The 14,036-nt window shown below is 69.0% G+C and carries 15 protein-coding genes; 11 read left to right on the forward strand and 4 right to left on the reverse strand.

Annotation, left to right across the window (positions count from 1 at the left end):
• Positions 1–7: 7 nt before the first annotated feature.
• From iolD to DEJ08_RS04245, 7 genes are all read left to right on the forward strand, one after another.
• Positions 8–1,897 carry a 3D-(3,5/4)-trihydroxycyclohexane-1,2-dione acylhydrolase (decyclizing) gene (gene iolD, locus DEJ08_RS04215; RefSeq protein ID WP_111054582.1) on the forward strand — a complete coding sequence of 630 codons (1,890 nt, stop codon included), beginning with the start codon at positions 8–10 and terminating at the stop codon, positions 1,895–1,897.
• A 33-nt stretch (positions 1,898–1,930) separates the two neighbouring features.
• The gene (locus tag DEJ08_RS04220) at positions 1,931–2,884 is read left to right on the forward strand and encodes a sugar phosphate isomerase/epimerase family protein (protein ID WP_017887103.1); all 954 of its coding nucleotides are present in this window, start codon (positions 1,931–1,933) and stop codon (positions 2,882–2,884) included.
• A gap of 44 nt (positions 2,885–2,928) precedes the next feature.
• On the forward strand, positions 2,929–4,002 hold the full coding sequence (locus tag DEJ08_RS04225; RefSeq protein ID WP_111054567.1) for a Gfo/Idh/MocA family protein: 1,074 nt from the start codon (positions 2,929–2,931) through the stop codon (positions 4,000–4,002).
• Between the two features lie 3 nt (positions 4,003–4,005).
• Complete coding sequence (locus tag DEJ08_RS04230) at positions 4,006–4,875, forward strand: sugar phosphate isomerase/epimerase family protein (RefSeq protein ID WP_111054566.1); 870 nt, start codon at positions 4,006–4,008, stop codon at positions 4,873–4,875.
• Positions 4,872–5,984 carry a transaldolase family protein gene (locus tag DEJ08_RS04235; protein ID WP_111054565.1) on the forward strand — a complete coding sequence of 371 codons (1,113 nt, stop codon included), beginning with the start codon at positions 4,872–4,874 and terminating at the stop codon, positions 5,982–5,984. The genes DEJ08_RS04230 and DEJ08_RS04235 overlap by 4 nt, the downstream gene beginning before the upstream one ends.
• Positions 5,985–6,202: 218 nt before the next feature.
• Positions 6,203–7,396, forward strand: coding sequence for a Gfo/Idh/MocA family protein (locus DEJ08_RS04240; protein WP_111054564.1), 1,194 nt, complete (start codon positions 6,203–6,205; stop codon positions 7,394–7,396).
• A 61-nt stretch (positions 7,397–7,457) separates the two neighbouring features.
• Positions 7,458–7,865 carry a tautomerase family protein gene (locus tag DEJ08_RS04245; RefSeq protein WP_111054563.1) on the forward strand — a complete coding sequence of 136 codons (408 nt, stop codon included), beginning with the start codon at positions 7,458–7,460 and terminating at the stop codon, positions 7,863–7,865.
• A gap of 143 nt (positions 7,866–8,008) precedes the next feature.
• Here DEJ08_RS04245 and DEJ08_RS04250 read toward each other — a convergent pair whose 3' ends face one another.
• Both DEJ08_RS04250 and DEJ08_RS04255 read right to left on the reverse strand, forming a co-directional pair.
• A complete protein-coding gene (locus DEJ08_RS04250) occupies positions 8,009–8,767 on the reverse strand; it encodes a GntR family transcriptional regulator (RefSeq protein ID WP_027464530.1) in 759 nt (252 codons plus the stop codon).
• Between the two features lie 156 nt (positions 8,768–8,923).
• Positions 8,924–9,589: an exonuclease domain-containing protein gene (locus DEJ08_RS04255; RefSeq protein WP_181435780.1), complete on the reverse strand. Its 666-nt coding sequence runs from the start codon at positions 9,587–9,589 to the stop codon at positions 8,924–8,926.
• Between the two features lie 44 nt (positions 9,590–9,633).
• Here DEJ08_RS04255 and DEJ08_RS04260 point away from each other — a divergent pair, with 44 nt between their 5' ends.
• The 3 genes from DEJ08_RS04260 to ychF are packed head-to-tail and all read left to right on the forward strand — an operon-like array spanning position 9,634 to position 11,542.
• Positions 9,634–10,179 (forward strand): hypothetical protein, encoded by a 546-nt coding sequence (locus tag DEJ08_RS04260; protein ID WP_111054562.1) that lies wholly within the window; start codon positions 9,634–9,636, stop codon positions 10,177–10,179.
• Positions 10,180–10,199: 20 nt separating this feature from the next.
• Entirely contained in the window at positions 10,200–10,409 is a 210-nt protein-coding gene (locus tag DEJ08_RS04265; protein ID WP_111022593.1) for a hypothetical protein, read from the forward strand.
• A 59-nt stretch (positions 10,410–10,468) separates the two neighbouring features.
• Positions 10,469–11,542, forward strand: a complete 1,074-nt coding sequence (ychF, locus tag DEJ08_RS04270; RefSeq protein ID WP_111054561.1) for a redox-regulated ATPase YchF — start codon at positions 10,469–10,471, stop codon at positions 11,540–11,542.
• A gap of 27 nt (positions 11,543–11,569) precedes the next feature.
• Here ychF and DEJ08_RS04275 read toward each other — a convergent pair whose 3' ends face one another.
• Together DEJ08_RS04275 and DEJ08_RS04280 are read right to left on the reverse strand one after the other, a co-directional pair.
• Positions 11,570–12,688: a tyrosine-type recombinase/integrase gene (locus DEJ08_RS04275; protein ID WP_111054560.1), complete on the reverse strand. Its 1,119-nt coding sequence runs from the start codon at positions 12,686–12,688 to the stop codon at positions 11,570–11,572.
• Positions 12,681–13,226, reverse strand: a complete 546-nt coding sequence (locus tag DEJ08_RS04280; protein ID WP_111054559.1) for a hypothetical protein — start codon at positions 13,224–13,226, stop codon at positions 12,681–12,683. Before DEJ08_RS04280 ends, DEJ08_RS04275 begins: the two co-directional genes overlap by 8 nt.
• Positions 13,227–13,316: 90 nt before the next feature.
• Between DEJ08_RS04280 and DEJ08_RS04285 the strand changes: the two genes are divergently transcribed.
• Positions 13,317–13,961: an AAA family ATPase gene (locus DEJ08_RS04285; RefSeq protein WP_111054558.1), complete on the forward strand. Its 645-nt coding sequence runs from the start codon at positions 13,317–13,319 to the stop codon at positions 13,959–13,961.
• Positions 13,962–14,036 lie beyond the last annotated feature (75 nt).

Consider the following 14,036-nt stretch of genomic DNA (forward strand, 5'->3'; position numbering starts at 1 on the left):
GCGGAAGATGACGGTCGGCCAGGCACTCGTCGAGTTCCTGGCCAACCAGTGGACCGTCGACGGCGACGTCCGCGAACGCACCATCCCGGGGATCTTCGGCATCTTCGGGCACGGCAACGTCGCCGGGGTCGGTCAGGCCATCAAGCAGCTCCACGTCGAGCAGCCCGGGTTGCTGCCGTACCACCAGGCCCGCAACGAGCAGGCGATGGTGCACGAGGCCGTCGGCTTCGCCCGCATGCACCGCCGCCGTGCGACCTACGCGTCGACCGCGTCGGTGGGCCCGGGTGCCGCCAACATGCTGACCGCCGCGGCACTCGCCACCACGAACCGGCTGCCGGCCCTGCTGCTGCCGTCGGACACCTTCGCCACGCGCACCACCGACCCGGTGCTCCAGCAGATCGAGCTGCCGCACGACACGTCGTTGCAGGTCACCGACGCCTTCCGTCCGCTGTCGCGCTACTTCGACCGTGTGGAGCGTCCGGAGCAGCTGTTCTCGATCGCCCTCGCCGCGATGCGGGTCCTCACCGACCCGGCCGAGACCGGTGCGGTGACGATCGCCCTGCCCGAGGACGTCCAGGCCGAGGAGTTCGACGTGCCCGTCGCGTTCCTGCAACCGCGCGAGTGGCACATCCGCCGTCCGCTGCCCGAGCGTGGCCCGCTCGAGCGTGCCGTGGCCGCGATCCGTGCCGGTCGGCGTCCGGTCATCGTGGCCGGCGGCGGGGTGCTGTACTCGGACGCCGCCGACGAGCTCCGCGCCTTCGTCGAGGCCACCGGCATCCCGGTCGGTACATCGCAGGCCGGCGGCGGATCCCTGGTCTGGGACCACCCGCAGTACCTCGGTGGGATCGGTGCGACCGGCACCGCGGCCGCCAACGCGATCGCCGCCCAGGCCGACGTCGTCATCGGGATCGGCACCCGCTACAGCGACTTCACCACGGCGTCGCGCACGGCGTTCCAGAACCCGGACGTCACGTTCGTCAACGTCAACGTGGCCGCGTTCGACGCCTACAAGCACGGTTCGCAGCTGCCGCTGATCGCGGACGCCCGGGAGGCCCTGGTCGCCCTGACCGAGTCGCTCACCTCGGACACGGCGTACGTCGTCGAGCCCGGCTACGCGTCCGAGATCGCCGCGCTGAAGGCGGCGTGGGACGCCGCCGTCGACGGCGCGTTCGCGCCGTCCGGCGCGGACCTGCCCGGCCAGCCCGAGATCATCGGCGCCGTGCAGTCGGTCTCCGACCCGCGCGACGTCGTGATCCAGGCCGCGGGCTCGCTGCCCGGCGACCTGCACAAGCTCTGGCGGGTGCGCGACGAGCTCGGGTACCACGTCGAGTACGCGTTCTCCTGCATGGGCTACGAGATCGCCGGCGGCATCGGGGTCCGACGCGGGGCTCCGGACCGCGACGCGATCGTGATGGTCGGTGACGGCAGCTACCTGATGCTGCACACCGAGCTCGTCACCGCCGTGGCCGAGGGCATCAAGATCATCGTCGTGCTCATCCAGAACCACGGGTACGCGTCGATCGGGCACCTGTCCGAGACCGTCGGCTCCGAGCGCTTCGGCACGAAGTACCGGTACCTCGACGAGACCGAGTCGTTCGAGAACGGCGAGCCCCTGCCCGTCGACCTCGCCGCCAACGCCCGCTCGTACGGCGTCGACGTCATCGAGGTGCAGCCCGGCCCGGACAGCATCGAGGACCTGAAGGCCGCGCTGCGTCAGGCGAAGGCGAACGACCACACCACCCTGGTGCACATCAACTCCGACCCGCTGGTCTACGCCCCCGAGGGCGAAGGCTGGTGGGACGTGCCGGTCGCGCAGACCTCCACCCTCCCCAGCACCCAGGCCGCCCGCGCCGAGTACGAGCAGCAGGTCGCCACGCAGCGTCCGCTGCTCGGCTGAACCGTTCACGAGACAGAAAGCGACAGCGACGTCATGACCGACACCGCCACCCCCATCGGCAGCCCCGCCACCGACGCGGCGCCCGCCTCGATCCGCATCGGCACCGCCCCGGACTCGTGGGGCGTCTGGTTCCCGGACGACCCGAAGCAGGTGCCGTGGCAGCGCTTCCTCGACGAGGCGTCCGCCGCCGGCTACGAGTGGATCGAGCTCGGGCCGTACGGGTACCTGCCGACCGACCCGTCGCAGCTGTCCGACGAGCTCGAGTCCCGCGGGCTCAAGCTGTCGGCGGGCACGGTCTTCACCGGGTTCCACAAGGGCGAGGACCAGTTCCAGCGCGCGTGGGACCAGGCCGTCGCGGTCGCCGGTCTGGCAGCGAAGCTCGGCGCCGAGCACCTGGTGACGATCCCCGACCTGTGGCGCTCGGACGCCACCGAAGAGGTGCTCGAGGCGCGCACGCTCACCGACGAGCAGTGGGAGCGGCTCGGCAAGGGCCACGACCAGCTCGGCAAGGCGCTGCTCGAGGAGTACGGCGTCCACCAGCAGTTCCACACGCACGCGGACAGCCACGTCGGCACCTACAAGGAGACCGTGCGGTTCCTCGAGGTCACGAACCCCGAGTACACGAACCTCTGCCTCGACACCGGCCACTTCGCCTACTACGGCGGCGACAACCTCAAGCTCATCGCCGCCCACCCGGAGCGCATCGGCTACCTGCACCTCAAGCAGGTCGACACCGACCTGCTGTTCGACGTGCTCAAGAACGACGTGCCGTTCGCCACCGCTGTGTCGCAGGGCATCATGACCGAGCCGCCGCACGGCACCCCGGAGCTCGCCCCGATCATCGAGGCCGTCGCCGCGATCAACCCGGACGTCTTCGGCATCGTCGAGCAGGACATGTACGGGTGCTCCGTCGACGCCCCCGGCCCGATCGCCGAGCGCACCTTCCAGCACATCTTCGGCTCGACCTCGGCCGCCCGCGCCTCCTGACGCGCCGTCCACGCAGCGTCAACAACCACCAGGAGAACACCACCATGACCACCACGCAGAACCTCCGCGTCGCCGTCGTCGGCGCCGGCATGATGGGCGCCGACCACGTCCGCCGCATCACCGCCAAGATCTCGAACGCCGACGTCGTCGCCGTCGTCGAGCCCGACCAGGCCCGTGCCGCCGCGGCAGCCGCCCTGGCGCCCGGCGCGATCACCGCCGCGTCCTTCGACGAGGCGCTCGAGCAGACCGACATCGACGCCGTCATCATCGCGACGCCCGGTTTCCTGCACGAGCCGATCCTGGTGACCGCGCTCGAGCGCGGGCTCACCGTCCTGTGCGAGAAGCCGCTGACGACCAGCGCCGAGGACTCGCTGCGCATCGTCGAGCTCGAGCAGCAGCACGCCGCCCGGCCCGTCATCCAGGTCGGCTTCATGCGCCGGTTCGACGCCGGGTACCAGGAGCTCAAGGCCCTGCGCGAGTCGGGGGCGAACGGCGCCCTGCTCGCCCTGCACCAGGCGCACCGCAACCCGACGACGCCGCCGAACTTCAGCGAGCCGATGCTCATCCACGACTCGGTGATCCACGAGATCGACATCATCCCGTTCCTCACCGGTGAAGCGATCACGAGCGTCGAGGTGAAGAAGCCGCGCAAGAACTCCCTCGCGCCGGCCGACCTGCCCGAGCCGCAGTTCGTCCTGTTCACCACCGAGTCCGGCACCATGGCGATCGTCGAGATCAACGTCAACGCCCAGTTCGGCTACCAGGTGACCACCGACGCCGTGTTCGAGTCCGGTGTCGCCTACATCGGCCGCGACACGTCGCTCTCGCTCGTCGCAGCAGGAGCGACCTCGCAGGGCGTCACGCCGTCCTTCAAGGAGCGCTTCGGTGCCGCCTACGACGAAGAGGTCCAGCGCTGGGTCGACGCTGCCCGGACCGGTGGCATCGACGGGCCGAGTGCCTGGGACGGCTACACCGCCTCCGTCGTCGCCGAGGTCGCGGTCCGGGCCCAGCAGTCCGGCGCGCACGAAGTGGTCGAGTACGCGGTCACCAAGCCGGCGTTCTACGACGAGACGAGCGACGCGACGAGCGACGCGACCGCCGCGCTCGCCGGGGCCTGATCGATGCCGAAGATCGCGCTCGACCCGACCCCGTTCCACCACGACCTGTCGCTGCTCGAGTTCCCGCGCAAGGTCGCGGAGCTCGGCTACGAGTACCTGCAGCTCACCCCGCACAAGGACTTCATCCCCTTCTACCGGCACCCCAAGGCCGACGACGACCTGGTCGACGCGTTCGCCGCGGCCTGCCGTGACGCCGGGGTCCAGGTGGCGAGCGTGCTGCCGGTGCTGCGCTGGTCGGGCCCGGACGAGGACGCCCGACAGGCTGCGGTGCGGAAGTGGAAGCGGGTCATCGAGATCACGAAGCGCCTCGGCGTGGACACCATCAACACGGAGTTCTCCGGCCGCCCCGAGCGTGCCGAGGAGTCCGAGGACCAGTTCTACCGGTCGATGGAGGAACTGCTGCCGATCATCGAGGACGCCGGCATCCGTGTGCTCATCGACCCGCACCCCGACGACTTCGTCGAGGACGGGCTCGAGGCGCTCCGGGTGATCCGCGGCCTGAACTCGAAGCACGTCGGCTTCGTCTACGTCGCCTGCCACACGTTCCACTACGGCGGCAACATGGACGAGATCATCGACGCCGCCGGTGACTCACTGCAGCTGGTCCACGTCGCCGACGCGTACGACCACCGCCGCTCGCACGGCCTGCGCTACATCACGAACCCGCCCGGCAACCCGGTCCGCGTGCACCAGCACCTGCCGGCCGGCCAGGCGGACGTCGACTTCGACGCCTTCTGGGCGGCACTCGACCGGGTCGGTTTCTCGGCGCGCGAGGACACCGTCGCGGTCTCGAGCGTCTTCGCCGAGGACGAGAACGCCGACGCGGTGTCGCGGTTCCAGCTCGACACGATCACGAAGGGACTCCACCGATGACCACCACCCTCGAGACGCAGGCGTCCACCGACGCCGACTCCCGTCCGGTCACCCTGCAGGCCGCGGAACAGACCCCGACCGCCCTGTGGAACGACTCCGCCGACCCGCGCGAACTGTCGACCGCCATCCACGAGTACGGTGCCGTCGGTGCGACCTGCAACCCGGTGATCGCGTACACCTGCATCCAGCAGGACCCGGAGACCTGGGTCCCGCGCATCCGCGAGATCGCCGAGGAGCACCCGACGGCGGGGGAGTCCTGGATCGGCTGGAAGGCCGTCGAGGAGCTCTCCATCGCCGCCGCGGCGCAGCTGCTGCCCGCGTTCGAGGCGTCCGGCGGCCGGAACGGTCGACTGTCCATGCAGACGGACCCCCGGTTCCACCGTGATGCCGACGCGCTCGTCGAGCAGGCCGTCCGGTTCTCGCAGCTCGCGCCGAACATCATCGTGAAGATCCCCGCCACCAAGGTCGGCATCGCCGCGATCGAGGAAGCCGCCTACCGCGGGGTCTCCATCAACGCCACGGTGTCGTTCACCGTGCCGCAGGTCGTCGCCGTGGGCGAGGCCATCGAGCGCGCCCTCGACCGCCGTGCTGCCGAGGGCCAGCCGGAGCAGGAGTTCGGTCATGTCGTCACCCTGATGGCCGGCCGCTTCGACGACTGGCTGAAGACCGTCGTCAAGCGCGACCACGTGATGGTGGACCCGGGCATCCTCGAGTGGGCCGGTGTCGCCGCGGTGAAGAACGCCTACCGCGTCTTCCAGGAGCGTGGGTTCCGGTCGCGCGTGCTGGTCGCCGCGTTCCGCAACGCACTGCAGTGGTCGGAGTTCCAGGGCGGGGACCTGGTGGTGTCGCCGCCGTTCCAGTGGACGAAGGACATCAACGACAACGCGTTCCCGTTCCGTCCGCACGCCATCGACGACGAGGTCCCCGTGCACGTCATCGAGGCGCTCCGGGCCGCGACGCCGGAGTTCGCCCGCGGTTACGACGTGGACGGCATGACGATCGACGAGTTCGACCGCTTCGGTGCGACCGTGACGACGCTCCGGCAGTTCCTGGACGCCGACGCGAAGCTCGATGCCCTGGTCCGCGACATCATCGTCCCCGCGATCTGAGAAGCGATCCAAGACGCGGTCTGATGCGCGGTGCGATCCGCGGTCGCAACCACGGGTCGCGCCCCGCGCGCTGACGCACCAGCCTGGAGGCCCGGTGCCGGTCCCCGAGACCGGCACCGGGCCTCCAGGCGGTTGCTTCATGTGCTGACAAAGTCCGCCGCATCGGCTACGCTCGTTGTCGCGCTCCAATGCGCGTCACCTGAACGAAGGAGTTCTCCATGGACAGCATCGGCGTCGGGCTGATCTCGGTCGGCTGGATGGGGCGGTTGCACTCGCGTGCCTACCGAGCGTTGCCGGACCACTTCCCGGAGCTCGGCGTCCAGCCGCGGCTCGTCGTCGCGGCCGACCCGATCGAGGCGGCACGCGACCAGGCGGTGACCCGGCTCGGGTACGAGCGGGCCGTCGCCGACTACCACGAGGTCCTCGCCGACCCGGCGGTCGACGTCGTGTCGATCTGTTCGCCGAACTTCCTGCACCGCGAGATGGCCGTCGCCGCGGCCGAGGCGGGCAAGCCGTTCTGGATCGAGAAGCCCATGGGCCGGTACGCCAGCGACTCGCGCTCCATCCACCAGGCGGTGCAGCGGGCCGGCGTCATCACGAGCGTCGGCTTCAACTACCGGCACGCCCCGGCGATCGATCGCGCCCGCGAACTCGTCCGCAGCGGGCGGCTCGGACGCATCACGAACGTGCGCGGATCGTTGCTCGCCGACTACTCGTCCGACCCTGCTGCACCGCTGACCTGGCGCTTCGAGCGTGAGCGTGCCGGATCGGGTGTGCTCGGCGACCTGCTGTCGCACGGACTCGACCTGGCGCAGTACGTGGTCGGCCGGATCGCCTCGGTCAGTGCGCTCGCCGAGACGTTCATCGAGTCGCGGCCCCGCCCGGGTGCCGGCATCGTCGACCGCAGTGCCGCGGCGACCGGCGAGCTGGGTGCCGTCGAGAACGAGGACTACGCCGCCCTGCTGTTCCGGTTCGAGGAAGGTGCGGTCGGCACGATGGACTCGAGTCGGGTCATGCGTGGGCCGCACGCCGAGTACACGCTCGAGATCTACGGCACCCGCGGTTCGGTCCGGTGGGACTTCCAACGCCTCAACGAGCTCGAGGTGTACCTGGACGGGCAAGAGGTCGACGGGTACGCCACGCACTACGTCGCTCCCGGGGACGGCGACTTCGGTCGCTTCCAGCCCGGCGCCGGGACCGCGATGGGCTACGACGACCTGAAGACGATCGAGGCGGCGCAGTTCATCGCGAGCGTGCGGCGCGGGGAGCAGCTCGCACCCTCGGTCGCCGACGGGCTGGCTGCGGCGTCGATCGTCGAGGCAGCGGAGGCCTCGCTGGTCGACGGCGCGTGGCACGACGTCGCTCGTGTCGACGGGCCGCTGACGTACGGGGCACCGACGCCGAGGTTCTAGACACGTGGCGGCGTCTGCTTGTTAGTATGTAAGGACAAAGTCCGAGCAACCAGGAGGCACCATGCCGCTCGTCCGTATCAACCTCGCCACCGGCCGCACGCCGGAGGCCGTCCGTGGCATCGCCGACGCCATCCACCAGGCCATCGTCGACGTGTACGGGATCCCGGTGCGGGACCGGTTCCAGGTGATCACCGAGCACCCGGCGCAGCAGATCATCGCCGAGGACGCCGGCCTGGGGTTCGAGCGCACCGAGGGTGTCATCGTCATCCAGGTGTTCACGCAGCGCGGGCGGACCGACGAAGCGAAGGCGGCGCTGTACCGGGCGATCCACGACGCCCTGGCAACGGTCGGTGTCGCGTCCGAGGACGTCTTCATCGGCTACGTCGAGAACGGGCCGCAGGACTGGTCGTTCGGATTCGGACGGGCCCAGTACGTCACCGGTGAGCTCGGGGTGCCCGCGCTCGGTTGAGGTGGTGCGGGTGCGGGGTGGTCACGACACCCCGCTCAGTTCCGCCGAGTGGTCACGAACTGTCGGTGGCCGGGCCTCCGGGCGACAGTTCGTGACCACTCGGCGCATCACCGACAGCGTGTCGTGACCCCTCGCCGAGCGACCTACTTGTCGACGAGCGTGACCTCGAACGAGTACCGGTCGGGGCGGTAGCAGTGCACGCCGTACTCGACCGCACGGCCCGAGGCGTCGTACGCGGTGCGGCTCATCGTGAGCACCGGGTCGCCGTCTTCGATCTCGAGCAGGCCGGCCTCTTCGTCGGTGACCGCACGGGCCCCGATCCGCTGCTTCGCCACCCGCATCGTCACGCCGCGGCCGCGCAGCAGCTGGTACAGCCCGTACGCCTGCAGGTCCTCGTCGGTCAGGTCGAGGAACTCCGGCGGCAGGTAGTTCTCGAGGATCGCCATCGGGACGTCCTCGGCGAACCGCACCCGCCGGATGTGCGCGACGGTCGTGCCGGGCTCGATGCTGAGCGCCGCGGCGACCTCGTCGGACGCGGGGACGTCGTTGCGCTGCAGGAGCTTCGTCGCCGGAGCCTGCGAACCCTGCGCCAGGTCGTCGTACAGGCTCGTCAACTCGACCTTGCGGGTCACCGGCCCATGTACGACCTGGGTCCCGATGCCCCGGCGGCGCACCAGCAGACCCTTGTCGACGAGGTCCTGGATCGCGCGACGGATCGTCGGCCGCGACAGACCGAGACGCTCACCGAGGGCGATCTCGTTCTCGAGCCGGGCCCCTGGTGGCATCGCGCCGGAGCGGATCGACTCCTCGATGCGCGAGGCGACCTGGAAGTAGAGGGGCATGGGACCCGACCGGTCCAGGTCCATGAACAGGTCGGACGGCAGCTGGCCTTCGTTGGTCATCGCGGTCCTTCACACGTGCGGAGATGCCGGCGTCGGTGCCGACGGCATTGTCGTGACAATACCACCGGGGATGTGGCACCCCGGCCGCGCGCAGCGGGCGTTGCGTCAGTCGGCGAACACCGTCAGTCAGCGCAGACCGTCAGTCAGCGCAGACCCTCAGTCGGCGAACACCATCGGCCGGTTCGACAGCCGCGGCTGGTTCGCGGCCTTCGGCTTCTCGGCACGCGCACGGACCGGGGCGATCGTCACCCGGGTCACCGCGCCGAGCGCCTCGACCGTCTCGACCCCGTGGTGCCCGGCTGCGTGCACGACGATCGCGGCGCAGGCCTCGGCGTCGGCGGCGGCGTCGTGGTGCTGGAAGCCCTCGAAGCCGGCGGCCATCGCGGCGACCGGCAGACGGTACGAGTCGAGCGTGTAGGTCTTGCGGGCGACCGCCAGGGAGCACAGCGAGTGGTGCTCGGCCAGGTCGATCCCCGTCGCGGAGCACCCACCGGCGATGACACCCATGTCGAAGCGGGCGTTGTGCGCCACCAGGACGTCACCCTCGGCGAAGGCCACCAGGTCGGGGTACTGCTGCTCCCACGTCTTGGCGTGCGTGACGTCCTCGGCGACGATGCCGTGGATCCGCGTGTTCCACTCCAGGAACGCGTCGTGCCCGAACGGCGGGCGGATGAACCACGACGCACGATCGACGACCCGGCCGGCGCGGACCTTCACGAGCCCGACGGAGCAGGCGCTGGCGGGCGAGCTGTTGGCGGTCTCGAAGTCGATCGCGGTGAAGTTCAACGGCACGGTCCCGATCGTCGCACGGGGTTCCGACATCGACCTCCGTTCCCGTCGGCGTTGCGTGTGGCTACTGTCGGCGCATGGGGAACGAGACCGACCGCCGTCCGCTCGTCCTGGTGCTCGCCGGGTCCGGCTACGGGCAGCAGGCGCCGCTGCTCTGGTGGACGAACGAGATCGCCGCCGCGGCCGGGTGCGAGGTCCTCGCGCCACGGTGGCACGTCGACGACGCTGCCGGTGCCGATCCGGTCAGGTTCGTCGAGACCGCTGTCGCCGCCGCCCTGGGGGACCGGCTGCCCGACCTCGTCGTCGCGAAGTCGTTCGGCTGCTTCGCCCTGCCGTGGGCGATCCGCCACGAGGTGCCCGGCGTCTGGCTCACCCCGGTCCTCACCCATGACGACGTGGCCACAGCGCTCGCCGCTGCCACCGACGTGCACGACGCGATCGGGGGTGGAGACGACACCATGTGGCGGCCGGAGCGGGTCTCGGGGACGGCTGCGCGCCTCCAGACCGTCGACCATGCCGACCACTCGCTGCAGGTGCCGGGGACTGGCGGCGATCGCAGCGGCTGCAGGCCGACGTCTTCGACGTCGTCGAGCGCCGCATCACGGCCCTTCGTCCGCCGATGACGACGGACTAGGTTCGGCGCATGGGGGAACCGCAGGACATGGACGAGCTGTTGGCACAGGCGGAGCGCGTCGACGCAGCGCCGCACACCACGCGACGTGCCGTCGGGGTGGCCGCCGCGCTGATCGCGGCCGGTGCCGCCGTCGCGATCGTGGTGACGGGATCGGCGCACGGCCTGCTCGTCGCGATCCTGTGGCTCGTCACGCTGGGCGGATCGCCTCCGCTGTCCTGACGGACGGACTGGAGGCCCGGGTCGGCTCCGACGGGCCGCCGCCGGTAGGCTCTTCTTCCGTGGCTCTCACCATCGGAATCGTCGGTCTCCCGAACGTCGGCAAGTCGACCCTGTTCAACGCCCTGACCAAGAACCAGGTCCTCGCCGCGAACTACCCGTTCGCGACGATCGAGCCGAACGTCGGGGTGGTGAACCTGCCCGACTCGCGGCTCGACCAGCTCGCTGAGCTCTTCCACTCGGAGAAGACCGTGCCGGCGCCGGTGTCGTTCGTCGACATCGCGGGCATCGTCAAGGGCGCGAGCGAGGGCGAAGGCCTGGGCAACAAGTTCCTCGCCAACATCCGCGAGGCCGACGCCATCGCGCAGGTCGTCCGAGGCTTCACCGACGACGACGTCGTGCACGTCGCGAACAAGGTCTCCCCGAAGGACGACCTCGAGGTCATCAACACCGAGCTGATCCTCGCCGACATGGAGACCATCGACAAGGCGCTCCCGCGGTACGAGAAGACCGTGAAGCTCAAGCAGACCGAGCCGATCGTGCTCGAGACCGCTCGCGAGGCCCGTGCCGCGCTCGAGCAGGGCACCCTGCTGTCCGCCACCAAGATCGACCTGTCGCCGATCGCCGAGCTCGGCCTGCTCAGCGCCAAGCCCTTCATCTTCGTCTTCAACGTCGACGAGGCGATCCTGACCGACGAGTCCCGCAAGGCCGAACTGGCCGCGCTCGTCGCACCGGCGCAGGCCGTGTTCCTCGACGCCCAGGTCGAGTCGGAGCTCATCGACCTCGACCCTGCCGACGCCGCCGAGCTGCTCGAGTCGACCGGTCAGACCGAGTCGGGCCTCGACCAGCTGGCCCGCATCGGGTTCGACACCCTCGGACTGCAGACCTACTTGACGGCCGGTCCGAAGGAAGCCCGTGCGTGGACGATCGGCAAGGGGTGGAAGGCTCCCCAGGCTGCCGGCGTCATCCACACCGACTTCGAGAAGGGCTTCATCAAGGCCGAGGTCATCTCGTTCGACGACCTGGTCGCGACCGGCTCGATCGCCGACGCCCGCGCTGCCGGCAAGGCCCGCATCGAGGGCAAGGACTACGTCATGCAGGACGGCGACGTGGTGGAGTTCCGCTTCAACAACTGAGACTGGTTAGAACAAGCGGCTGTAGGGCTACTGAGCGTCCGCGTGCCGCACTGGTGCCGCATTTGCATCCGAAACCTGCTGCATCAGACTCGACGTCGCAGCACGCGTACGGTCCTCGGCGTTCGGCCAGAGGTGCGCGTACGTGCTCAACGTCACCGTCGCAGAGTGGTGCCCAAGCGCCCGCTGCACCGTCACGACGTCGCATCCCTCTGCGATGAGGCCCGACGCGAAGAAGTGCCGGCAGTCGTGCAACTTGAACGGCTCGACTCCGGCGGCGGCAACCGTCTTCGTCCACCAGTAGTGGATGGTGTTCCCGTGGGGCGGGTTGCCACCAGAGCCGATGAACAGCCGCTGCTCGGCACCGCGCACTCCGATCTCGGAGACGTGCGTAGGAATCGCTTCCGTGAGCTCGGATGGGATGTATATGTCGCGCTCCGAACCGTACTTCGGAGGGGACACGCGGACGTCCTGACCAACCGCACGCTGAACCTGACGGCGGACTTGTAGACGCCGCTCGAGGAACGCGACGTCACCCAGTTGAATGCCCGAAGCCTCTCCCAGGCGGAGGCCGGCGAATGCGCAGAGACGAACGTAGGTTTTGAACCAGTCGTCCGCGGTATCGATCACGGCTCCGACTTCCGCCGGAGTTGGGATCCTCATCGCCTGAGCAGCACGGCGGCGTCGCGGGAGCACGACTCCCTCGGATGGGTCAGCGGCAAGGTACTTATCCCGCACCGCGGCTCGCAGAACGCTGCGCACGTTGTTCACCCGAGTGTGCACAGTGGACGCGGCGAGATCCGCCGTCATGGTCTTGACCCACTGCTCGACATGGGACCGGCGCAGCTTGTCGAGCCGCACCGAGCGAAACGTGCACTTGTTCACGGCGAGCGTCATCGCGGTGGCCGTCGTCGGCTCCCAAACCTGACGTGGTGCCCACTGGTCGAAGAACTGCTGGAGCGTGGCGACGCTGACGTTCGGATCGACCCAGCCGCCGGTCTTCCAAGCAACGCGCTGATCGTCGAGCCAGTTCTGCGCGTCGCTCTTTAGACGGAAGACCTTCGTCGACTCGCGTCTCCGGTCCTCATCGTCCCGCCACTCGAATCGAGCTCGATACTTCCCATCCGGGCGCTTGTAGACGTCACTCATCCGCCGGCATCCCTTCGTAGCGGCTCATCACATCGCGCCAAGCGTCGAGCTGCGCCTGCGGATTCTCGCTTTCGGCAGCTGGTTCGAGCAGACCACGGCTACGAGCCCTGGCAATCCAGTTGTCAGCGGTGCGCGCAGTCAGCCGGAGGTCGCGCTGCACGGACTTCGCTGGCGGCTCCGCGGCTAGGAGAGCGAACACGTAGCTGAAGCCGACGTGAGCGATCGCGAGGTCGGATGGGCCGTTCGAGGCAAGCCACAAAGCAAACTCGTTCCCGAAAATCGATTCTCCGCCCGCGAAGTCGAATAGCGCAGCGAGTGGTTCCTGCTCGTCGTCGGCATCGATCGAAGAGAAGATCGCAAGCCGCGCGGCTCCGCGGAGGTAGTCCGTCACCCGCACCGTGCGCAGCATCGTTCCGTTGACTTCATCCGCGCGGACGCCGATGAACGTCGGCCGATACCGGCTCTCGGACACATCGAAGGTGACTTCGATCTCGGGCTCGTAGTCAGTGTTCGCCTCGCCCTCAATGCGCATCGACATGATGGCGGTCAGGTCATCCCAGCCATCAGGGAGTTCATCTCCCGCAACATTGACCAGAACCCCGTCGTCATCCTCGACACCCTCGGGAAGGTGCTGCCGAGTACCGCAGCAACGAAGTCGCAGTACGCCGCAGACTACGAGTTCCTTGGCGCGCTCAAGGCCACCACAGACGCCGAACCGGGCTCGTCCCTCATCATCGTCCACCACACCCGCAAGAGCGGCGGAGACGATTTCCTGGATGCCGTGAGCGGCACCCAGGGCATCGCAGGAGCTGCTGACACCGTTCTCGTGCTGCGCCGTGAGCGACAGGAGCAGAGCGCGACGCTGCATGTCACCTCCCGTGATGCGAAAGAGGGGGAGTACGCACTGCTGCTGTCCGACTCCGGAGCCTGGGCGCTCAACGGCGGAGGGCTGGAAGCTGCCCGCGCGGCGGCTGAAGCAATCAAGGTGTCCACCGGCGTGGGGGACCGGATGGTCGACATCATCGGCGTCATCTACCAGGCCGATGCTCCGGTCTCGCGTCAGGAGATTCAGCACCTGCTGCCGACTATCCCGGTGGCTCAGCTCGACGTGTACCTCAAGCGCGCGGTGGACGCGAGGCGCATCTTGCAGCCATCACGAGGCCTCTATGGCCCTGTTAGTTCCGTTAGATCTGTTAGTACCGAAGCCGGTTCTAACACTCCTAACGCTTCTAACACCCCCTACGAGGGCGACATGTTCGAGGGCGTGGCATGAACCCGATCACCGTTGCCTGCCCCGACTGCTCCGCCGCTGCAGTCATCGACATCTCCGGGCCCGGCATCACCCATG

The organism is Curtobacterium sp. MCLR17_054 (assembly GCF_003234335.2).
Classification (GTDB): domain Bacteria; phylum Actinomycetota; class Actinomycetes; order Actinomycetales; family Microbacteriaceae; genus Curtobacterium; species Curtobacterium flaccumfaciens.